The organism is Pedobacter sp. UYP30 (genome assembly GCF_040547165.1).
Classification (GTDB): Bacteria; Bacteroidota; Bacteroidia; order Sphingobacteriales; family Sphingobacteriaceae; genus Pedobacter.
Genome location: NZ_JBEPPD010000029.1, coordinates 12,940 through 34,630, shown reverse-complemented (window position 1 = coordinate 34,630; position 21,691 = coordinate 12,940). Strand labels below are relative to the sequence as shown.

Genomic DNA, 21,691 nt, shown 5'->3' with positions numbered 1-21,691 from the left:
GTTCAACTCAGATTTTTCGTTATTAACTTTGGTTTGTGCGGTGCGACATCGGTTCTGCAAGTAATGCCATTTATGCACAAATTTTCAAAACGTTACCTGTAATTTTACAAACGACCCATTGAAACAGAAAATAGATTGTTATTTTTGTGGCGAGCCAGCAACAACGAAAGACCATATTCCGTCTAAAAATTTGTTGGAAAAACCTTATCCAAAAAATCTTCTAACAATAGACGCCTGTGCTAAATGTAATCACTCATTCTCTTTTGACGAAGAGTATTTCTTAAATGTTTTGACTACTTTATCTGAAAGTCCGAACTTAAGAGCTAGAACTGAACCAGGCGGAAGCATATATAAATCAAGAACTCGTTCGTCGAAATTATTTGAAAGATTATTAAAATCAATTAAACAAGATGACGATGGAAGAACGTATTTAAGACCGGAAACAGAACGACTAAAAAAAGTTATCGAAAAAAACGCATTTGGATTGTATTATCACAAATATGATAAAATTCCATCTTTAAATTCTTTCAAATGTGTTGGTTTTTATCCTTTTAACGCAGAAGAAACTCGCCCAGAAGAAATTATTTTACTAACTCACACTGAAAAGTTTTTACCAAAAAAGTGGACACATATTCAAGAAGATGTTTTTTCTTACATTGTGGTTCGAGATTGGAGACGAAATAATCAATTAACTATGATTTTCCATATACATAATACTGCTTGGTGTGTTATCAAAATATCTTTTCCGACCTCAAATAAGTGGAACAAAAGAAGTATTGAAGGACAATATCAACTATTCAAAAAAAACTACAGGTAACAGCAAATTTGTAGAAAAATGGCTGACGGTGGTTTACGTAAATTCATCGGTTATTTACTTAACTTGGTGCGGTGCGACAATGGTTCTGCAAGCAATGCCATTTCTGCACAAATTTTCAAAACGTTATGGGTAACCTTAAGGACATAAAATAATGGCAACAGACGGAGTTAAAATAATTGATAGTGACACCGCCCACGACACATATTGGGGTATGATGGACTTGTATGATAGTGGTGCAGATTTTGAAACTATAAACAAAGAGTTCCCACTTATTCAATATGACTACTTTGACAACTTCGACAATGAACTTTATGTAACTGCTTGCGCTTTGGCTTTTTGGGAAATGGGTCAACTTACAGAGGAAAAATTAGGCCACATAAAAACGATTATTGATAAAGGTGCTTGTGTAAAAGAGTGGACAGAAAATGATGAGAACTATGGTAAGTCGAGACAAAAAGAGCTTGACAAATTTTGGAATAAAATCAGTCATCCGAACACAAAGGTGAGAGCAAGAAAAAAGTTTAGGAAAATTACCAATCTCTATTTTCAGACAGACGACTTATTGACATTTCAACTTAAAGACGGAAATTATAGAGTTGTTATTTGTGCATCGATAGACCAATATAGGGGGCAATGCAATTACATCTTAGTGCCGACAACTTATAATGCGAATAAAAAACCGACTGTTGAGGATTTGATGGACAAAGAAATTTTAGGCAGAGAAGTAGGAAGCGGTTATGAGCGGCAAACAACGAAAGAGCGTCAACCGGGGATAGAAAGGATTTGGAGGCTAAATGGAGGAAATTGCAACTTCTTTTTTGGTCTTACCAAACTTGCAGTTGACCATAAGGATTTTATCAATTTCAAAGATAAATTTGAAAAAGTGGGAACTTTGAAAATAATTGAAGGACTTAAGGAAACAGGTTCCTTTGGGTATGAAGAGAATTTTGAAAGGTTCGAAACAATTTTTGGTGACTTGGAACATCACATTAAAATATTTCAAATGAAGAAATACCCTGTACCAACATTGTGTGACATATAAGAGGAGAAAAAAGGCAACCCATAACAGCAAATTTTTGCAAAAATGGCTGACGGTGGTTTACGTTAATTTATCAGTTATTTACTTAATTTAGTGCGGTACGAATGGTTCTGCAAGCAATGCCATTTCTGCACAAATTTTCAAAACGTTACCTGCAAGTGTACAGACAGCGTAAACTCAAAAAATAAAAATTTAATATGAGTAGTTTAGGAAGAGACGAAATGATAAAAAGCTTAAGCGAAATTGTTGTTCCTAAATTACGGAAATTTAACTTCAAAGGTTCATTTCCACACTTTAGAAGACAGACAGCTGAACGAATTAATCTATTAACTTTTCAATTTGACAGAAGCGGTGGCGGTTTTGTAATTGAAATTGCAAATTGTAAACCTGACGGCTTTACAACTCCTTGGGGACTTGAAATTAAACCAAATAAGTTGACTGCTCACGACGTATATAAGCGTAAGCGAATTAAATCAAATACAGATGGCAGTTTAACAGACGACTGGTTTCGTTACGACAGAAAACATCTGTTTGGTTTTGGCGACATTTACAGGAAAATCAGTAAAGACGTAATATTAAAATTTGACATTGCAGAAGAGTATTGGAAAAATGGAGAACTCAACTAAAAGTAAAACACCAGCGCATAACAGCAAATTTGGGCAAAAATGGCTGACGGTGGTTCACGTTAGTTCATCTTTATTTACTTAATTTAGTAGGGTACGAAAACGGTTCTGCGAGCAATGCCATTTCTGCACAAACTAGCAACACAATGTACAAAGTTCGCTTCGCTCATTTTATACATCGTGCTTCCGCTTCGCAAGCGTTACCTGCATGCAGTTTGACAGCTAACAACATCACACATGATAGAAATTAAAAATGCGGTAACAGATATTGAGATTTCTTCTTCTTGGGAAGCAATGTATCTTTTACGACCTATGTTAACAGAAAAAAGTTTTGTAGATACTATAAAAAATATGCAAAATGAAGGCTATAACCTTCTGTATATCTGTGAAAAAGAAAAAACAGTTGCCATTGCAGGTTATAGAATTTTCACGATGCTTTACTGTGGAAAAATGCTTTACATCGACGACTTATCTACTTTGGAATCTTGTAGAGGAAAAGGATATGCCTCTTCTTTATTAAAACATTTATATGAACTTGCCAAAAAAGAAAACTGTATTTCGATACAATTAGACAGCGGGAGTGCCAGAACAACGGCACACAAATTATATTTTGAAGAAGACTTTACAATAAGTGCTTTTCACTTTAATAAAACAATATGAAAATATCGGAAGCAAAAATTATACAATGGTTATTACGCATTTCGCTTAGTGCAGGTCTTTTATCAGCCGTTGCAGACAGATTTGGATTTTGGAGTAAAGAACTTTCGGCATGGGGTAATTGGGAAAACTTTTTAGCCTATACACAAAAGATAAATCCATTTGTTCCTGCTTCCGTAATTCCTTTTTTGGGAGGTGTTGCAACATTTTTAGAAATAGGATTGGGACTCGCTTTGCTTACAACGTATAAAACATCCTTATTTGCAAAGGCAACAGGTTTTTTACTTTTGTTATTTGGCTTATCGATGGCATTTTCTTTAAACATAAAAGCACCACTTGACTATTCTGTTTTTTCTGCTTCGGCAGGAGCCTTTGCATTGAGTTTAATTACAAATAGGAAAAGCAAATAAAAAGACGCTGTAAAAATATGCGGTAGGCAACATCGCATTGGCGTTAGCTGGGGCCGAAGTGCAAGCCATCAACTTTTTGTTCGCTATGGGGATGTAGTTTCGGGCTGAAAATTCTCTATTGAGCAAGAAATCCTAGTCAGGGAGACTTTTACCAGTTCAGTGAGAACATTAAGGTGAAATTTTCTTTAGAGGCCTCGATTACGTTTAATTATAAAACGACACAATGAACATTAAAAACATTAATTTAATATTAGTACTATTTATAGTTTTGCTAACCGCATGTAACGACAATAGACAAAATAGGTTTGCTCAGAAACTAATAGAAAATAAAGTAATTATCGACACAATTGTAGGCAGTAAAACTATCACAGACGAACTTGCAGGTTCGGCATTTAGAAAAAGAGCAATCGGCTACTTTGTAATTATTGACAGAGATACTTCTGACTATAGCTGCATTTTCACAGAAGCAAAAGACGGTGGCAATGTTGAGATTAATCTAAATGCCTCCTATTTAAAACCTGCAATAAGCTACAAAAAAAGACTTGCAGAATTAAGAATAATTTTGCCAAATGCGGCAAAGGATTTTAACTTCGACTTATTGACAGGCATTTCATTTGGACGACTTATTTCGAGTGGAGACCTTGCAATTAATGTAACAAAACAATATCATCAAAAATTCGGCGCAAGTGACAAACTTAAAAGTTATACGGCTGTAGCACAATTTCTTAAAGAATCTAAATTAGGCACAGACTTAAATAACGTATTAAAACCATATTCAATATCGGTAGACAAGGTATCAATTGAAAAACTTTTCTTTACCTCACCACGAGGCTTATATTGGGCAAGTAAAATAGAAACAGATTCTTTAAATGTTCCTGACAAAATTTTAGATTGTATAATTGGTGTGCATCTGAGAAAGAAATGAGAATCATTACTATAACATCAAATCGTTCAAAAATGGATGACAATGGTTTATCTTTATCCATTAGTTATTTGCTTAATTTATTGCGGTGCGACAATTGTTTTGTAAGGAATCGTGTTTTTGCCCTAATTCCCGTTCCGTTAACAATAAAACCTACCACGAAAAGATATGAATTACAATTTAAAAAAGTTTTTTATTAAGTCCGCCTGCTTACTTGCGCTAATACATCTTGCTTATTTTTGCTACGCGTATTTTATGTTTGCTAACTTAAGGACTGAGTTTTACCGCTTCCAGTTTTGGGATGATGTATCTATCTCGCACTTTTTTGTAACTGGATTATTCTTGTTGGCTGTTCTTGTTTTTCTTATTCGGAATCATTCAAAGGAACGTTACAATCCCAAAAATTTGTTAAAAATTGGAGCAATTTTGCTTTTGATTGTCTTTTTATCGTTGACATTTTTTATTAGCTATAGTTTCGGATTGAATGTAAAGCTTAGGGAAAAATTCCCTCAAAAAAGTTTTAACGCTGATAAAACGCTGCTAAACACGCTAAACCCATTTTTATACAATTACTCATTGTATAGTTCTGAGAAATTATTTGCAATCACAAATATTTTATATCCAAAACCATACCCTGTTATCGAAGTAACAGACACCACTTTTTACGATTTGACAAATAAGGAATCTTATATTTTAGCATCTCATTATTACAGCATCGACACTTTAAAAATGCTGACATCTGGTTATGAAAATTTAAAAACAACCTCTAATTCTGTTTTTAATGCTTTAGGATTGGATAATGCCGAATTACAGAAAAGAATCATTTCAAAAAAGACAGTAAAGGACAGTACTGAAATTGTATTTAAAGGCGCTGAAGTTAGCCCTAGGTATGATCCTGATATTTGCATGTTTTTAAGAAACAACACGCTGATTAGCCCAATCAGCGGTATCTCTATCAAGAAACAACAACGGCAGAATGCTATACGGCGATACAAGTTGCTCTACAAATTAGATAAGGATTCTTTGCTCAATTCCTTTAAAAAGCTTGATACTTTATTAAAAAAATACGGCATCGAATCTAAAATTAATCCAATGGAATTAACGAGAGATGCTTTCTACTTTCGTGACAACAATCATGAACAGCTGAACGATATCAGAAATACGTTCGATCGAAATGCTTTGCTTGCCGAATTTAATATGTTAGACAGCTTCTTTTATCAATCTAACTATTTCGACTCTTCGATCAGAACGATTTTTTTTAGCGTGTTATTCTCCCTTTGGCTTTTTGGCTTCTTGATTTTTATAATCGTCAATTTTATGAGAAAATCGAAACATGAAAAGGCTGACCTTTCTATTTAAAAAAACAGATTACCTCAAAAGAAAAATGTAGTTTATCAGTCATGTCATGAGGTAAACTCCAAATCATAAAAAAAACCGCCTTCAGCTTTTTTAAAAGCTAAAAGCGGTTTTTTTGTGCTCCCGACGAGATTCGAACTCATATCGGTGGTACCGGAAACCACAATTCTATCCATTGAACTACGGGAGCATTAAGAACGTGGGGCTGCAAATATAGAAATAATGAAGCTAATTTTGTTTAGTACAGGTATGAATTGTTGTGGTCAATTTTAACGATGCCTTCGCAAAATCCTAAGCAAAGTGCTAAAATTGACTTTGCGAAAATAAAACCGCACCTTTGCAACCGTTTAAGTAAAATGGGCATGTAAAAAAAGGAGGCAGAAATGGAAGAGGCGATGGTAGAAGACGTAAAAGCATTGTTGCCAGTTGGTAACGAAAAAGCTTTAAAAAAGTATCTAGATCAACTAAACATTTCTGATGTAGAGGAACTTATAGATGAATTTCCAAAACAGGCCGCCAAATTCATCAAAGTGCTTTCTTTAAAGCGGTCGGCAGCCGTTTTCAGCATCTTAGATTTTCCCACACAAGAGCGCATTATTAAAAAACTTTCTCCTAATAAACTTAACTCTATTGTAAAAAGTTTGCCGCCCGATGATAGAACGGCGCTTTTTGGCAAGTTTGAAGGCGACGTGTTAACAAAAATGATTGCCGTGCTCTCGCCAGAAGATCGAAAAGAATCTTTGGCCTTGCTCGGTTACGAAGAAAACAGTGTAGGCCGAATGATGACACCAGATTATGTTACCGTGCGCCCACATTGGACCATTAGTCGCGCGCTAGCACACATTCGGCGCGTAGGCAAAAATTCTGAAACTATCGATGTAATTTATGTGCTAGATAAAGGCGGAGAGCTGATAGACGATATGAAAATCAGGTCTATTTTATTGGCCGACCCAGAATCTACCATTGGCGAGCTTACTGATAATCGGTTTATTGCGCTAAAAGCCGTAGATCATCAAGAAGAAGCAATCAATGTGTTTAGAATGAACAATCGGGTTGCATTGCCAGTGGTAGATAAACAAAATATTATGCTCGGCATAGTTACCATAGATGATATTTTGTGGCTCGCAAACGAAGAATACACCGAAGACATGCAGAAATTTGGTGGTACAGAAGCTTTGGACGAGCCTTACCTAGATATTCCGCTGTTGCGGCTTGTAAAAAAGCGCGCAAGTTGGCTTGTGGTACTTTTTTTGGGCGAAATGCTTACCGCCACAGCCATGCAACATTTCGAGATAGAGCTGCAAAAAGCCGTTGTGCTGTCTTTATTTATTCCGCTCATTATGAGCAGCGGCGGCAACAGCGGTTCACAGGCATCAACCTTAATCATACAGGCCATGGCATTGGGCGAGGTTACGCTGGCAGAATGGTGGAAAGTAATGAAACGGGAACTTATTTCTGGCAGCATGCTTGGCGCAATTTTAGGCACCGTTGGTCTAATCAGAATTGTGATTTGGCAAAATATGCACCTGTACGATTATGGCCCACATTGGTGGCTCATCGCAATAACCATATTTTTTACCCTCGTAGGTATTGTACTTTGGGGCAGTTTAATCGGCTCGATGATGCCCCTTTTGCTAAAAAAATTAAAATTAGATCCCGCAACTTCCTCCGCGCCTTTCGTGGCCACCATGGTAGATGTAACCGGAATCGTTATTTATTTCAGCGTAGCGGTTCTCATTTTAAAAGGAACGTTGCTTAAATAGACCGGTAGAAATCAGTATTGATCAATAATTTGGGCGCTTTAACACGCTTTCCACTTAATCTTTCATTGGCCGAAAGCCAATAAAAGGATATCGCTCCAATCGTTAGCGCTCCCTCACACGCTCTCTCAAAGCGGCATTGCATGATTCCCCTCTTTTAGAGGGGTGGTCGCAGATCGGGGTGTTTAATAAAAGGTAATTTATTGATAATCAAATTTTTAATTTATTATCACACGACAATTAAAGTCTAATGAATATTTATCGTAAGAATCTACACTTTTTTGGTTTTCGATTGTTAATTCTTATAGGTTATAGGTTATAGGTTATAGGTTATAGGTTTTGGGTTCAACAACTCAACGCCTCAACAATAAAAGCAACTCAACCATAAAGCGCCCCAACAAATAAACTACTTAACAACTCAACAATTACGATATGAATTACGGTCAAATAGAAACCCTTTTGGGTGCAGAAAACAGCAGTTTATTTACGCATGTGTGCAAAACAATCGACAAAAAATCCCTGCACCTGCCTTCGCCAAACTTTATAGACGATGTAGTTGCCATTACCGATAGGAACATACAAACACTTCGCAATTTGCAAAGTATATTTAATAATGGTCGCCTTGCAGGCACAGGATACCTATCCATTTTGCCTGTAGATCAGGGCGTAGAGCATAGTGCTGGCGCTTCCTTTTCTGCAAACCCTGCGTATTTTGATCCAGAGAACCTTGTTAAGCTAGCCATAGAGGGTGGTTGTAACGCTATAGCTTCTACTTTCGGCACATTGGGCTCGGTAGCTAGAAAATATGCGCATAAAATTCCATTTTTGGTAAAGCTAAACCACAACGAACTGCTTACCTATCCAAATCATTATGATCAAATTATGTTTTCCTCTGTAAAAGCAGCATGGAATTTAGGTGCGGCTGCCATTGGTGCAACCATTTATTTCGGCTCAGCAGAAAGCGACAGACAGATTATAGAAGTTTCTAAAGCCTTCGAAGAAGCACATCAACTCGGTATGGGAACCGTGCTGTGGTGCTATTTAAGAAACTCCGCTTTTAAAAAGGACGGTACAGATTACAGTTCGGCAGCTGATTTAACCGCGCAAGCAAATTACCTTGGCGTAACAATCCAAGCAGATATAATAAAACAAAAGTTGCCAGAAAACAACGGTGGTTTTAAAGCGTTAAACACAAAAGAAGAAAGCTACGGTAAGTTTGATGAGCGGATGTACACCGAATTAAGTACCGACAGCCCAATAGATCTTTGCCGGTATCAAGTGGCAAATGGTTTTATGGGCAGATCTGGCCTGATAAACTCTGGCGGCTCATCTTCTGGCGATAAAGACAAGGATTTAATGGAAGCCGTAAAGACGGCAGTAATCAACAAAAGGGCTGGCGGAACGGGTGTCATCTCCGGAAGGAAGGCATTTGAGAAAAGCTTTAAAGAGGGAGTACACCTGTTAAATAGCATACAAGATGTTTATTTAGAGGAAAAAATTACTGTAGCATAATTGAAATGAAAGATAAAATGGAAAATAAAATAACAACACTTTTTACAGATATAGGTGGGGTATTGCTTAGCAATGGTTGGGATAGGAACGCTAGGGCAGGAGCAGCAACAAAATTCGAACTTAATCACGCTGATATGGAAGATAGGCATCACCTCACGTTTGATACCTACGAAGTTGGAAAAATCACATTAGATGAATATCTAAACAGAGTGGTTTTTTTCGAGAATAGAGATTTTACCAGAGATGATTTTAAAGAATTTATGTTCAGCAAATCTCGTGCTTATCCCGACATGATTAATTTGTTAAAAGGTTTGAAAGAAAAATACAAGTTAAAGGTCGCCGTTATTAGCAACGAGGGCAGAGAGTTAAACCAATACCGAATAGATACCTTTAAGTTAAATGAATTTATAGATTTTTACGTGTCCTCTAGTTTTGTGCATTTTCGCAAGCCAGATGCCGATATTTTTAAAGTGGCCATAGATATTTCGCAATGCGATGTAGAAAATAGCATCTATATAGACGATAGAAAGCTTTTTGTACAGGTAGCCGACGACTTAGGCTTAAAAGGTATTTTTCATACCGATTATGAAAGTACCAAGAAGAAACTAGCGGATTTGGGGTTACTTGTTTAATTTTTCAGCCGCTGGAAGTACTAAGGAGAGACTGCTTCGTGCTTCGCAATGAAGACATCTCGTTACGTCCTTGTGAATTTAAAAATTGGAAAAAATTCCTAGAAGAATAATAACAAGAAGGGTATTAGGTATTAGATTTTTGGTAAATCGCTAAGCTATATTTTGTTCGGCACTCGCTATAGCCAACCTGTTGGAATCGGCCTAGCAGCAGTTTGGGGGGAAAAACGCCTAAAGCTGCTTGCAGGGAACTGCCGGGTTACTCTTGTGAAGAAGATTTGCAGCCGTGCGCGGGTAAAAAAGAAAGGGAAAGGCCTAGAATCATCGATATTAAACAGCTTGGAGAATTTTTACACAAAGAGGTATCAGCCTTGAATTTATTCATCAGTGTTTATTGTTTTATTTGCATTCATGAGCTCGCAAAAAAGCTCGGTTTTGCTACTTTTTTTTCAAGAAAAAAGTAGGACTCCCGTCCGGATAGGACAGCGAAGGGAAGAGTGGTGACTAAACTAATTAACCTTAGTTCTTTAAACATTAAACCTAAAGTGCATAATGTCTCCATCTTGCACAACATAAGTTTTGCCTTCTACACCCATTTTGCCAGCTTCTTTACAGGCATTCTCGGAACCTAGATCAACAAAATCTGTATATTTAATTACTTCTGCCCTAATAAAACCTTTTTCGAAATCGGTGTGGATTACGCCCGCGGCCTGCGGTGCCGTAAAGCCTTTGGTAATTGTCCAAGCGCGCACTTCTTGCACCCCAGCCGTAAAATAAGTACTTAAATGCAATAATTTATAGGCTGTTCTGATCAGTTTATGTACGCCAGATTCTGTTAAACCCATATCTGCCAAAAACTCCTCGCGCTCTTCGTAGCTTTCAAGTTCTGCAATTTCAGACTCTATTTTTGCAGAGATGACCAAAACTTCTGCTTTTTCATCGGCCACGCTGGCCTTTACCAAATCTACATATTTGTTGCCGTTAACAACCGATTCTTCATCAACATTGCAAACGTACATAACGGGTTTTTGGGTAAGTAGACCTAAATTTTCTATGTAATCGAAATCTTCTTCAGAAATAACTGCTGTTCTAACAGATTTTCCGTTTTCTAAATGCTTTTTAACAAGCGTTAAAATCTCGAAAGTCCGTTTTGCATCTTTGTCGTTACCTGTTTTGGCTATTTTTTCTACTTTTTGAATGCGCTTGTCAACCGTATCTAAATCTTTAAGTTGCAATTCTGTATCTATAATTTCTTTATCTCTAACGGGATCTACAGAACCATCTACATGTATCACGTTTCCATCATCAAAACAGCGCAAAACATGGATAATTGCATTTGTAGCGCGAATATTACCCAAAAACTGGTTGCCCAATCCCTCACCTTTAGAAGCACCTTTTACCAAACCCGCTATATCTACAATTTCTATGGTGTTAGGTTGCACTTTATGCGGTTTAACCAACTCTGCAAGTTTGTTTAAACGTTCATCAGGTACCGTAATTACGCCGATATTTGGTTCGATGGTACAGAACGGAAAGTTTGCCGCTTGCGCTTTTGCGTTAGATAAACAATTAAAGAGGGTAGATTTACCTACATTGGGTAAACCAACAATGCCACATTGTAATGCCATGCTAGTATGTTGTTAATTTTTGTATGCCCTGTATAGCTGTTTAAGCCAAGGTTTTTGTTTCCCTGCAAAAAAAGCCATCAAAGGTTTATTTTAAAAGTCGCAAAGATATGTTTTTAAAACCTCATTTTAAAAGCAGCGGTTGCCTTAGCTAGATATTTTCTATAAATTTGCAGAACATTTTTTATGGAAGATTTAGAAAGAGAAGAACCCAAAGAGGTTAAATTGATAGTGACTGAGGAAATGCGCAGCTATTTTTACGACATTACCAAATGGGCAAAATTTTTGTCTATTATTGGTTATGCAGTTGCCATATTGCTATTACTAGGTTCGTTTAGCATTGGGGCGTTTTTAAGTAGTAACCCAACCGCGCTTGCAGCTTTGGGCCCTTTGGCTAAAGGCGGCTCTACGGTTATATCTATCATCTATTTATTAATTGCTGCTTTTTATTTTTACCCAAGTATGCTTTTGGGGCGGATTGCTGCGCGAGGAAAACAAGCGATTCTATTCGGCGACCAAGAAAATTTAGACAGTACGATGCTGCAAGTTAAATCTCTTTTTAAATTTTGGGGTATTATCACTTTGGTAATTATTGTTGCCTACGTGTTGTTGGTGGTTTTGGTTGGAAGTGGGTTGGCAAAATAAAAGCTGTAGAACAATCGGTCGGTCTACCTATCAAACTTATCCATCCCGGTAGGTCTTTCCCAGCCAAAATGCGGTTCGTAATAATTCCAGAGCATTTTGCTTAAACTCCTAATCATTACCCAAGCTTCGTTGTCGTATTTCCAAGACGTGTCTTTATTGTTTTTTGTGGTGATGCAAAAAACGTAATCGCCGTGTGGCGCATTAACCAAGCAAACTTCTGAGCGTGCGGCATCTACCGCACCAGATTTTGATGCCACCTGAATAATTGGTGGGATTTCTGCAAGCGCTTCAGCATCAAAATAAATACGTGTTAAACTTCTATAAATTCGCTCAGATGAAGCGGTATCTACCATTTTTTTATCTCTAATCATGGTAACCAACGTAGCCATTTCTCTTGGCGTAGTCTGGCCCCATCCGTATTTTTGATAATTTTCCTTTCGGCTTTCAGTTCGTAAGTTTACCCGAGTGTATTTTAATCCATAGTTTGCCATAAGGTTGTTGATTTCCGTCCCTCCTCCAGCCATAGATTGGCACCATAAGCTAGCGGTATTGTCGCTTGTGGTAATCATCAATATCAATACTTTGCTAAGGGCAATTTGTGCGCTATCTTTAAAAGCACCCAATATGTCTTCTCCAGGGTATAGTAAGCTATCACGATAGGTTAAATTGGCATGATAATTTAATTCGCCTTTTGCTATTTTATTAAAAATGCCACAGGTAATCGGCACTTTAACCATGCTGGCTGTTTGGAAAATGGTGTCGGCATTTAAGGTAGCAATCTTGCCGGTTTTAAGGTTTTTTACATAACTGCCAACATCTCCGTGAAATTCTTTAGATAATTCCGTTATTTTCTTTTGAAGTTTTTTATCAATCTTTTCCTGTGCAGATAAACCTACTGCAAAAAGGAGGATAAAAATTATTGCAAGGAGTTGTTTCATGCCACTAAAGCTCTAAAATGAATAAAAAAAGGCCATTGTGTATACAACGGCCTAAGTATTTAGAATAGAAATTTAAAACTAAAAATCGTCTTTCGATTTATAGCTTCCATCTCCATTTTCGTTTAATTCGTATCTTTTCTCTATCACTTCTTGGTTGTTTTTGATGTACTCTACCGTTTCAGTAAGCCCTTCGGTAAATTTTTCGAAATCTTCTTTATAAACGAAAATTTTGTGTTTTACAAACACACCATCTTCTAATCTTTTTTTGCTTTCGGTTAGCGTTAGGTAATAATCGCCAGAACGCGTAGCTTTTACATCAAAAAAATAGGTTCTTTTACCGGCCCTTACTTTTTTAGAAAAAACTTCTTCTCTTTCTCTGTTGTCAAAATCTCCCATACGTGGTTCTTGTTGTTTTATTGGGTAAATATAAAGCAATTATTTAAAGTTCAAAATAGAATTCTCTATTAAACCTTGCGGCTTTCTTCTTCTAAAAGCTGGTTGTTGTAAATATCAGTATAAATACCATTTAGTGCCAGTAAAGAAGAATGAGTGCCCTGCTCTTTAATTTCTCCATCTTCTAACACCAATATTTTATCGGCATTTTTAATCGTAGAAATTCTATGCGCAATTAAAATGCTTGTTTTGTCTTTCATTAATTTGCCCAAATTTTGTAGAATATCCTCTTCGGTCTTGGTGTCTACCGCCGATAGGCAATCATCGAAAATAAGTAATTTTGGCGATTTAATTAAGGCACGTGCTATCGATACGCGTTGTTTCTGACCCCCTGAAAGCGTTATTCCTCTTTCGCCGAGCATGGTTTCAAAACCTCTTTCAAAATCAATAATGTTTTGATATACAGCTGCGTTTTTGGCTGCATCATACACTTCCTCGTCTACCACTTTATTTAGGCCGAAGGCGATGTTGTTTTTTATGGTGTCTGAGAAAAGAAAAACCTCTTGAGGCACAAAACCTATTTGGTCTCTAAAATGGCCAAGGTTGATGTTTTTCATGTTTTCGCCATCAATTTCGATGCTGCCCTCGCTTACATCGTACATGCGCATAATTAGGTTTGCCAAGGTAGATTTTCCAGAGCCTGTTTTGCCGATAATTGCAACAAACTCGCCACTTTTAATTTCGAAATTTACCTTGTGCAAAGCGCGGATGCCTGTATCTGGATAAATAAAGTCGACATTGTTAAATTTTATGTTTCCCTGTAGAATTTTCTCAATAGGATTGGTAGACTGTATTTCTGGCTCGATGTCTAGAAATTCGTTAATGCGCTGTTGCGATGCAGCTGCCCTTTGTATGAGGTTGGTAACCCAGCCCAACATGGTTACTGGAAAAGTAAGTTGGGTAATATAAATGATAAATTCTGCAATGTTACCCGCGGTAATGCTTCCGTTTATAACCTGTATGCCGCCAATATAAATAGTTAAAATGGTGCTTAAACCAATAAGCAGCAGCATGGTTGGGTAAAAAAGGGCAGAAACCTTAACAAGGCTAAGAGAATCTTTTTTATAGGCATCGCTTTGTACTTCAAAAAGTTGACGTGTGTGGTCTTCGCGCACATAAGACTTTATAATTCTGATGCCCGAAAAGCGTTCTTGTACAAAACTGGATAGATCTGACAGACGCTGCTGAATTTTGCCACTTTTTTTAAAGATGACGGTATTTACATAGTAGATGATCACAACCAAAAACGGCAGCGGAAGCAAACAGTATATAGCTAGCTTTGCGTTTACATTAAACATGGCATAAACAATCAAAACAGATAGCGCAAATGTGTTTACGGCATACATAATGGCGGGGCCAACATACATTCTAACCCTATTTACATCTTCTGTGGCACGCGCCATCAAATCGCCCGTATTGTTACGGCGGTAAAAACCAAGATTTAAAATCTGGTAGTGTTTGTAAATGTCGTTTTTAAGGTCAAACTCTATGTGGCGGCTCATTAAAATGAGTGTTTGTCTCATTAAGAATAGAAAAATTCCTCTAATTAGGTAGAGAAGTACCACTAAAAATCCGAAATACAATAGGCTGTTTCCGAAAATATCATACATTACCTGTTGGCGGTTAAAGCCCTCAAATAGGTTGTAAATTTGGATGTTTTCTGTAATAATATCAAAAGCATAGCCAATTACCTGTGCCGGTATTACGCCAAAAATGTTGGCTATTACCACAAAAATAACCCCAGGTAAAATCCACCACTTATATTTATAGAAATATTTATTTAACCGTTTGAGGTGTTTCATTGATGCAAACTTACTTAAACACGGGCTTATTTTTTTATAGTTGCCTTAAAAAGGGGTAATAACGGTTTTTTATTTTAATTTTGTGGCAATTCACACGTTTAACGCAAATGGCAACAGATTTGACCCCAAACACATCCGTTTTAGCTCAGCAGCAGTTGTATGGCCACAAAAAGATAACCTTTTGTAATGACGAAAGTACTGGTTTAAAAGCCATTATCGCTATTCACGACACGACTTTAGGGCCTGCTTTGGGTGGTACGCGGATGTGGACTTATGCCTCAGAGGGCGAAGCTTTAGAAGATGCGTTGCGTTTATCTCGCGGCATGACTTATAAAGCGGCGATAACTGGCTTAAACCTTGGTGGTGGAAAAGGGGTGATTATTGGCGATTCTAGGAAAGATAAAACAGAGGCTTTGATGCGCAGCTACGGCAGGTACATCGACAACCAAAATGGAGAGTTTATCACCGCCGAAGAAATGGGGACCAATACTAAAGACATGGAATACATCCGTATGGAAACAAAACATGTTACGGGTGTGCCAGAATCTATGGGTGGTGCCGGCAACCCTGCGCCGTTTACGGCTCAAGGTGTATATTTGGGCATAAAGGCTAGTGTAAAAGAGGTATTTGGTACAGATACGCTTGCAGGTAGAACAGTGGTAGTGCAAGGAATTGGTAGCGTGGGGGAAGAACTGGTTGCCTTGCTAAGACGAGAAAATGCTGAGGTTTTGGTAAGCGACATTAACGCAGAACGATTAACCTACGTAGCAAAGAAATATGGAGCAAAACCAATTGCTGCCGATAAAATATTTAGCGTTGTTGCAGATGTTTATGCGCCCTGTGCAATGGGCGCTACAGTAAACAGCAATACCATTGCGAAAATGAATTTTTCTATTATCGCAGGTTCTGCAAACAATCAATTACGCGATGAAACGTTAGATGGGAAATTGTTGTTGGAGAAAGGTATTTTATTTGCGCCAGATTATTTGATAAATGCTGGCGGCTTAATTGCCTGTTATTCTGAATTGACAGGATTTGGAAAAAAACGAGCCATACAATTAACAGAAAATATTTACGATGCAACTAGAAATGTAATAAAGTTGAGTAAAACAGAAAAAATCCCGACAAATGTTGCGGCAGATCAGATTGCAGAAAAGAGAATCGCTGACTTAAAGAGAATTAAATAAATAATATAATTAAAGGTATAAATTACCAAACCCGTTCTTACATTCATGTTAAATAGAAGGCACCTACGTATAAAAGCTTTGCAAAATATTTTTGCTTGGCATTTAGCAGACAGAAAAGACATTAAAGGAGATCTTAAAATCCTTATGCAAAGCATCGATAGCGTTTACGAAATGTATATCTGGATGCTTTCTTTATTGGTAGAAGTAACCGAGTACACAGCAAACGACGCTGCTGACCGTGCCAATAAATTCTTGAAAAAAGAAGAAGACATTAATCCTAACTTAAAGTTGTTAAACAACAAGTTTAGCGTAATGCTTCAACAAAACCCCCAATACCTTGCGGAGATAAAAAAATATAAAGTAGATTGGAGTTTTGATCCAGAGATTCGCAAAACCATTTATAATAGCTTAAAAGCTTCAAAGGAATATGCAGAATATCTTGCAAATCCAGGCGAGACGCTAGAATCTTCCAAAGACATCATCAAATACATTTTTAGGAAAATCATCCTTAAAAATCAAGGCATTTTGCAGGTTTTTGAGGAGAAGTTTATAAACTGGCAGGTAGATCATGAGGTAATGAAAGGCATGGTGGCCAAAACTTTAAAGAATTTTAACTCTGATGACCCTTCTGAAAACAAGCTTACAGAAATAAGTGCAGATTGGCCAGAAGATAGCAAGTTTGTACAAGATTTATTTGTGCATACATTACAAAACGACAGCAAATATCAAGAGCTTATTGCAGATAGAACGAAAAACTGGGAATCAGAACGTATTGCCTTAATGGACACTATTTTAATGAAAATGGCGATTTGCGAAATGATGAATTTTCCATCGATTCCGGTAAAGGTAACCATTAATGAATACCTAGATCTTTCTAAAGATTACAGTACACCGAAAAGTAATTCGTTTATAAACGGTATTTTAGACAAAATTTTAGGCGACCTTCAAAAATCTAAATCTATAAAAAAGGTTGGTAGAGGTTTAATTGAATAATAAAAATTAACAGAGAATGAAAAGGCTATTATTTTTTTGCGTGGCTTCCTTAGCATTTGTGGCTTGCCATAATGCAAATACACAGGTTAAAGATGCAATGTCCACAGATTCTAATACCGTTGCAAAAGCAGATGCTCCAGTTATAAAATTTGCAGAAGAAATTCATCAATTCGCTAAAATTAACGAGGGCGACAAGGTATCTTACAACTTTAAGTTTACAAATACGGGCAAGAGCCCGCTTATCATTTCCAGCGCTACTGCCACTTGTGGTTGTACCATTCCAGAGCCTCCAAAAGAACCAATTTTACCTGGAAAGGATGGTTTTATTAAAGTTGTATTTAACAGCGAAGGAAAACCTGGTATAAACGACAAAGTTATTACGGTAACCAGTAATGCTAACCCAAACGTTAGCTCGGTACATTTGGTGGGCGAAGTTGTGCCGAAAAAATAAGTAGGCTTTATTATATAGCCGAATTGATTTAATAGAAGATTTATAAACCAATACAAATAATAGAAATGACGTTAACAGTAATTTTAGATCCGCCTCCTGGAGGCGGAATGTTGGGTACTTTAGGCCCGATGGTGTTGATTATGATTGTGTTTTACTTTTTTATGATACGTCCACAAGTAAAAAAAGCCAAGGATCTTAAGAAAATGGTTGCCGAGCTAAAAAAAGGCGATAAAATTGTAACTACTGCGGGCATACACGGTAGAATTACCGACATGAACGAAACTACATTTTTGATAGAAGTAGAAGGCGGAACCAAAATCCGTTTTGATAAATCTGCAGTTTCTTTAGATGCCACAAAAGCAGTTGTACCTAAAGCATAAACTGCATTTAACACAAGAAGAAAGCCGGTAATTCCGGCTTTTTTTTTGGCTATATTTGCAATAGCGCATCAGAATTTTTATAAGTTTAAATAGCAAATGGCGATTATAAAACTCACTAAGATAGAAAAGAGAAGAGTTGTGGGGATGTTTGCCTGTTTGTGTTTTGCCATTGCAGCTTGGTTGTTTATGGCGCTTAACAACAAATATGTCTACAACGCCAAAACGGTTTTAACCTATAAAAACTTTCCCTCAGAAAGGGCTTTTCATCCTCTACAGTCAGATACGGTAGATCTACAGGTAGAAGGTTCCGGTTGGCAACTGTTATTTTCGCGCTTGCGCATTAAACCCCAGTCTATTTCGGTTAATTTAGAGCCTCTAAATAAAAAAGATTTTATTGTTTTTTCAAATCAAATTAACGGAATAAACAGGCAGTTTGCGAGCACGCAAAAAATTATATCTATAAGGCCAGATACCCTTTATTTCGATTTTACTAAGAGATCTGTAAAGAAAGTCCCCATTAATCTTATTAAAAAAATTAGTTATGCAAATCAGTTTGGGTTGGCTAACGACATTTTGTTGACCCCAAAATATGTTACCGTGACTGGCCCTTTAGAAGATCTAAGAAAAATTAAGACATGGGATACAGATACACTTTTATTAAATAATTTATCAAATAGTGCTTCTGTACGAGTTGGGATGCAGCAAACGCATTTAAAAAACATAAATATTTATCCGTCCATAGTAGAAGTTAAAATTCCTGTAGACGAATTTACGGAGAAAACGATAGAAGTTCCTCTAAAGATCATCAACAACAAAGGGTTTAACAGCATTTTGCTCTTTCCAAAAAAGGTAAAAGTAACATTTCTAGTTACTTTGGGTAATTACAACCAAGTCGATGAGAATTTTATACAGGCTGCGGTAGACGTTGGCGAGTGGAAAAACGACCACCACAATCAATTTACCGTTAAAATAACAGATTTTCCTGATTACTGTAAGCTTGTTAGCGTTGTGCCTAACAAAGTAGACTTTATTGTAGAAAAGTAATGTACAAAGTAGGGATAACAGGAGGAATAGGCAGTGGAAAAACCTTGGTTTGCAGGGTTTTTGAGCAGTTGGGGATTCCTGTATTCTTTGCAGACGAAGCTGCCAAAGGGCTGATGGTTAGCGACGAAATTTTAGTAAATGAGGTTAAGAAGGCTTTTGGTAATGAAAGCTATTTTAGTGATGGGAAGTTAAACAATAAATGGATTGCTAATATCGTGTTTAACAACAAGACCGAACTGGAGAAACTGAATGCCTTGGTGCATCCAGCTGTGTTTAGAGCTTTTGATAGCTGGAGTAGAAATGTAGATAAAAAAGTGCCCTACGTGTTAAAAGAAGCCGCACTTTTATTCGAGAGTGCAGCTGATAAAATGTGCAATGCAACAGTGGTTGTCGTTGCGCCGCTAAACATAAGGTTAGAGCGCGTGATGGAACGCGACCAGGTTTCTGAAAAGCAAGTTATGGCTCGTGTAGAAAAACAGTTTACGGATGAACATAAAATTAGGTTGGCTGATTTTCAGCTTATAAATGATTCCGAACATAGCCTTATTGAACAAGTGCTGGCGTTAAACAATCGCTTTTTAAAAGAGGTAGTCCCAAGCAATTGAGTGGTTTCTTGCTCTTAAATTTTTAACATGATTTTAGATAATTTTATTGTAATAGACAACATTGGACTGTACTGCCCTTATGGCGATTTTTACCTAGATCCACAACAGGCCGTTAAAATTGCAGTCATTTCACATGCCCATGGCGACCATGCTGTGCGTGGAAACGAACGCGTGTATTGCACTGCGGCAACAGCTGCGTTTATGAAACACCGATACCGGAAAGCTGCCGGGGCTGAGTTCTTAATTAAAGGTTACCATCAAGAATTTAACATTGGAGAGGTGTCTATTATACTCTATCCCGCGGGCCATATTTTAGGTTCTGCACAAGTGTTGATGGTTTATAAAGGCGTAAGATATTTGTATTCGGGAGATTATAAACTAGAGGAAGACCTTACTTGCGAACCGCTTGAGTTTGTAGAAGCTGATGTATTTATAACAGAAAGTACATTTGCAAATCCGTCTACCAAGCATCCGGCTGCGGCCGAAGAAATAAATAAGCTAAATGAGACCAATTTTAACATTATGCTGGGAGCTTATGCCCTAGGCAAAGGTCAGCGGATGGTGCAATTGTTAAATGCGCATTGTGCGGAAAAAACGATTATGCTGCATCATAACATTGCGCCTATAGCGAAGATATATGAGGATTTTGGCATCAATTTGGGTAAATATAAATTGTACGATAGAAAAGCGATGAAGCTAGAAAAAGAACAGCAAGTTTACATTGTGCCGCCTATTGTTTTTAATAATTATTTCCGGGCAACCAACGTGGTTAGGGCATTTGCTTCGGGATGGAAAAATTTACAGGAAAGGAATGGAATTTCGCTATTTATTTCAGACCATGCCGATTGGCAGGCTATTTTAGACACCATTGAGATGGTTAAGCCAAAAGAAGTTTGGACACTGCACGGAGACGGCCGCCAACTAAAACAACATTTCGAAGGGAAATTAGAAGTTAAAATATTAAATTGATTTGGTATGCTCTCGGGCTGAATCGAAATTATGAAAGAAGGCGTTGATTTTTATTTTAATGAGGATGGTTTTATGGTGATGACTGAAGCCTACCATTTGAAACGGGGAACTTGCTGCAAGAATATTTGTAAACACTGCCCCTGGGATTACGGCAGGAAAAAGCGGAAAAAGGAAAAATAGTCTTTTCTTATTCTCTTAAAATCTAATAAGCGAGCTTTTTAAGTGTTGATTGAAATATATCGAAATTTTTCTCTCAATTTTGTTTTTAAATTTTTAGGCAACAATATAAAACAGATGGTATGGCAGAAATTGATAAAAAAATTATAAAGCAAATAGCAGAAAAGATAGACTTCGGACTTGAATGTTTTTACAATCGTAAAACGGGAGTTGTAATAGCTATGCCGAGCGGTTTAGACAGCTACGACATTGATGATGATGACGAATTTTACAAAGATGATTTAGCGACCATTAAAAAGAACGGAAGAGATTTTATAACCATAACCCAACCCGTTAGTCACGAGTCTTTTAAATTTATGGAAGACTTTGCTACAGAGATAAAAGAAGGTCGCTTTAAAAATCAATTAGAAGATGCGTTGCAAGGGAAAAAACCATTTCAAAACTTTAGATTTTTGATTGATGGCTCCGATTATCGACAAGATTGGTTTGATTTTAAACAAAAGGCACTAGAACAATATGTAGAAAGTGAAATCGAATGGAAATTGGAAGATGAATAGATAAATTTTTTTGCGTTCTCTTTTTTTAAAAGTTTGAAATCCGATGCTACTCAACTTGTCATTCCTACGGCTCTTTGTGCGACGTTGATTGAAGCCTAATACCTATCACCTAATACCTCATTTCAAAAATGCGTAGCTTC

The 21,691-nt window shown here is 37.1% G+C and carries 24 protein-coding genes and 1 tRNA gene; 20 read left to right on the top strand and 5 right to left on the bottom strand.

Annotated elements, in window-relative coordinates; all coding sequences use genetic code 11:
• The first annotated feature begins 118 nt into the window (after positions 1-118).
• The 7 genes from ABIB40_RS19425 to ABIB40_RS19395 all read left to right on the top strand — a co-directional run bounded on the left by ABIB40_RS19425 (position 119) and on the right by ABIB40_RS19395 (position 5,827).
• Positions 119-817 carry a hypothetical protein gene (locus ABIB40_RS19425; protein ID WP_354361367.1) on the top strand — a complete coding sequence of 233 codons (699 nt, stop codon included), beginning with the start codon at positions 119-121 and terminating at the stop codon, positions 815-817.
• A gap of 151 nt (positions 818-968) precedes the next feature.
• The gene (locus ABIB40_RS19420) at positions 969-1,859 is read left to right on the top strand and encodes a hypothetical protein (RefSeq protein WP_354361365.1); all 891 of its coding nucleotides are present in this window, start codon (positions 969-971) and stop codon (positions 1,857-1,859) included.
• Positions 1,860-2,053: 194 nt separating this feature from the next.
• On the top strand, positions 2,054-2,482 hold the full coding sequence (locus ABIB40_RS19415) for a DUF4304 domain-containing protein (protein ID WP_354361363.1): 429 nt from the start codon (positions 2,054-2,056) through the stop codon (positions 2,480-2,482).
• Between the two features lie 234 nt (positions 2,483-2,716).
• Positions 2,717-3,139, top strand: a complete 423-nt coding sequence (locus ABIB40_RS19410) for a GNAT family N-acetyltransferase (protein WP_354361361.1) — start codon at positions 2,717-2,719, stop codon at positions 3,137-3,139.
• Positions 3,136-3,546 (top strand): DoxX family protein, encoded by a 411-nt coding sequence (locus ABIB40_RS19405; RefSeq protein WP_354361359.1) that lies wholly within the window; start codon positions 3,136-3,138, stop codon positions 3,544-3,546. The genes ABIB40_RS19410 and ABIB40_RS19405 overlap by 4 nt, the downstream gene beginning before the upstream one ends.
• Positions 3,547-3,769: 223 nt before the next feature.
• Positions 3,770-4,471 (top strand): hypothetical protein, encoded by a 702-nt coding sequence (locus ABIB40_RS19400; RefSeq protein WP_354361358.1) that lies wholly within the window; start codon positions 3,770-3,772, stop codon positions 4,469-4,471.
• A gap of 252 nt (positions 4,472-4,723) precedes the next feature.
• Positions 4,724-5,827 (top strand): hypothetical protein, encoded by a 1,104-nt coding sequence (locus tag ABIB40_RS19395; protein WP_354361357.1) that lies wholly within the window; start codon positions 4,724-4,726, stop codon positions 5,825-5,827.
• 115 nt (positions 5,828-5,942) lie between these two features.
• On the opposite strand, the gene ABIB40_RS19390 is transcribed toward ABIB40_RS19395, so the two are convergent.
• A tRNA-Arg gene (locus ABIB40_RS19390) sits at positions 5,943-6,014 on the bottom strand.
• A 193-nt stretch (positions 6,015-6,207) separates the two neighbouring features.
• Here ABIB40_RS19390 and mgtE point away from each other — a divergent pair.
• From mgtE to ABIB40_RS19375, 3 genes are all read left to right on the top strand, one after another.
• Entirely contained in the window at positions 6,208-7,587 is a 1,380-nt protein-coding gene (mgtE, locus tag ABIB40_RS19385) for a magnesium transporter (protein WP_354361355.1), read from the top strand.
• 429 nt (positions 7,588-8,016) lie between these two features.
• On the top strand, positions 8,017-9,096 hold the full coding sequence (locus tag ABIB40_RS19380; protein ID WP_354361354.1) for a class I fructose-bisphosphate aldolase: 1,080 nt from the start codon (positions 8,017-8,019) through the stop codon (positions 9,094-9,096).
• Between the two features lie 17 nt (positions 9,097-9,113).
• Positions 9,114-9,728, top strand: a complete 615-nt coding sequence (locus tag ABIB40_RS19375; RefSeq protein ID WP_354361352.1) for an HAD family hydrolase — start codon at positions 9,114-9,116, stop codon at positions 9,726-9,728.
• 524 nt (positions 9,729-10,252) lie between these two features.
• Here the strand turns inward: ABIB40_RS19375 and ychF are convergent.
• Entirely contained in the window at positions 10,253-11,353 is a 1,101-nt protein-coding gene (ychF, locus tag ABIB40_RS19370) for a redox-regulated ATPase YchF (RefSeq protein ID WP_354361350.1), read from the bottom strand.
• Between the two features lie 183 nt (positions 11,354-11,536).
• Between ychF and ABIB40_RS19365 the strand changes: the two genes are divergently transcribed.
• Positions 11,537-11,995 carry a DUF5362 family protein gene (locus tag ABIB40_RS19365; protein ID WP_354361348.1) on the top strand — a complete coding sequence of 153 codons (459 nt, stop codon included), beginning with the start codon at positions 11,537-11,539 and terminating at the stop codon, positions 11,993-11,995.
• 23 nt (positions 11,996-12,018) lie between these two features.
• Here ABIB40_RS19365 and ABIB40_RS19360 read toward each other — a convergent pair whose 3' ends face one another.
• The 3 genes from ABIB40_RS19360 to ABIB40_RS19350 all read right to left on the bottom strand — a co-directional run bounded on the left by ABIB40_RS19360 (position 12,019) and on the right by ABIB40_RS19350 (position 15,188).
• Positions 12,019-12,933, bottom strand: a complete 915-nt coding sequence (locus tag ABIB40_RS19360; RefSeq protein ID WP_354361346.1) for a serine hydrolase — start codon at positions 12,931-12,933, stop codon at positions 12,019-12,021.
• A 78-nt stretch (positions 12,934-13,011) separates the two neighbouring features.
• Positions 13,012-13,329, bottom strand: a complete 318-nt coding sequence (locus ABIB40_RS19355; RefSeq protein ID WP_354361344.1) for a DUF3276 family protein — start codon at positions 13,327-13,329, stop codon at positions 13,012-13,014.
• 68 nt (positions 13,330-13,397) lie between these two features.
• Complete coding sequence (locus tag ABIB40_RS19350; RefSeq protein ID WP_354361342.1) at positions 13,398-15,188, bottom strand: ABC transporter ATP-binding protein; 1,791 nt, start codon at positions 15,186-15,188, stop codon at positions 13,398-13,400.
• A 107-nt stretch (positions 15,189-15,295) separates the two neighbouring features.
• On the opposite strand from ABIB40_RS19350, the gene ABIB40_RS19345 reads away from it, so the two are divergent.
• The 9 genes from ABIB40_RS19345 (at position 15,296) to ABIB40_RS19305 (ending at position 21,551) form a co-directional block, all read left to right on the top strand.
• Positions 15,296-16,375: a Glu/Leu/Phe/Val family dehydrogenase gene (locus tag ABIB40_RS19345; RefSeq protein ID WP_354361340.1), complete on the top strand. Its 1,080-nt coding sequence runs from the start codon at positions 15,296-15,298 to the stop codon at positions 16,373-16,375.
• Between the two features lie 45 nt (positions 16,376-16,420).
• A complete protein-coding gene (gene nusB / locus ABIB40_RS19340; RefSeq protein WP_354361338.1) occupies positions 16,421-17,368 on the top strand; it encodes a transcription antitermination factor NusB in 948 nt (315 codons plus the stop codon).
• A gap of 16 nt (positions 17,369-17,384) precedes the next feature.
• Complete coding sequence (locus ABIB40_RS19335) at positions 17,385-17,819, top strand: DUF1573 domain-containing protein (RefSeq protein ID WP_354361336.1); 435 nt, start codon at positions 17,385-17,387, stop codon at positions 17,817-17,819.
• A 65-nt stretch (positions 17,820-17,884) separates the two neighbouring features.
• Positions 17,885-18,199, top strand: a complete 315-nt coding sequence (gene yajC / locus ABIB40_RS19330) for a preprotein translocase subunit YajC (protein WP_354361334.1) — start codon at positions 17,885-17,887, stop codon at positions 18,197-18,199.
• A 96-nt stretch (positions 18,200-18,295) separates the two neighbouring features.
• On the top strand, positions 18,296-19,243 hold the full coding sequence (locus ABIB40_RS19325; protein WP_354361332.1) for a YbbR-like domain-containing protein: 948 nt from the start codon (positions 18,296-18,298) through the stop codon (positions 19,241-19,243).
• The gene (gene coaE / locus ABIB40_RS19320) at positions 19,243-19,848 is read left to right on the top strand and encodes a dephospho-CoA kinase (RefSeq protein WP_354361331.1); all 606 of its coding nucleotides are present in this window, start codon (positions 19,243-19,245) and stop codon (positions 19,846-19,848) included. The genes ABIB40_RS19325 and coaE overlap by 1 nt, the downstream gene beginning before the upstream one ends.
• A 27-nt stretch (positions 19,849-19,875) precedes the next feature.
• Entirely contained in the window at positions 19,876-20,817 is a 942-nt protein-coding gene (locus ABIB40_RS19315) for an exonuclease (protein WP_354361330.1), read from the top strand.
• Positions 20,818-20,847: 30 nt separating this feature from the next.
• Positions 20,848-20,997, top strand: a complete 150-nt coding sequence (locus tag ABIB40_RS19310; protein ID WP_354361329.1) for a C1orf53 family protein — start codon at positions 20,848-20,850, stop codon at positions 20,995-20,997.
• Positions 20,998-21,116: 119 nt separating this feature from the next.
• The gene (locus ABIB40_RS19305; protein ID WP_354361327.1) at positions 21,117-21,551 is read left to right on the top strand and encodes a UPF0158 family protein; all 435 of its coding nucleotides are present in this window, start codon (positions 21,117-21,119) and stop codon (positions 21,549-21,551) included.
• Positions 21,552-21,691 lie beyond the last annotated feature (140 nt).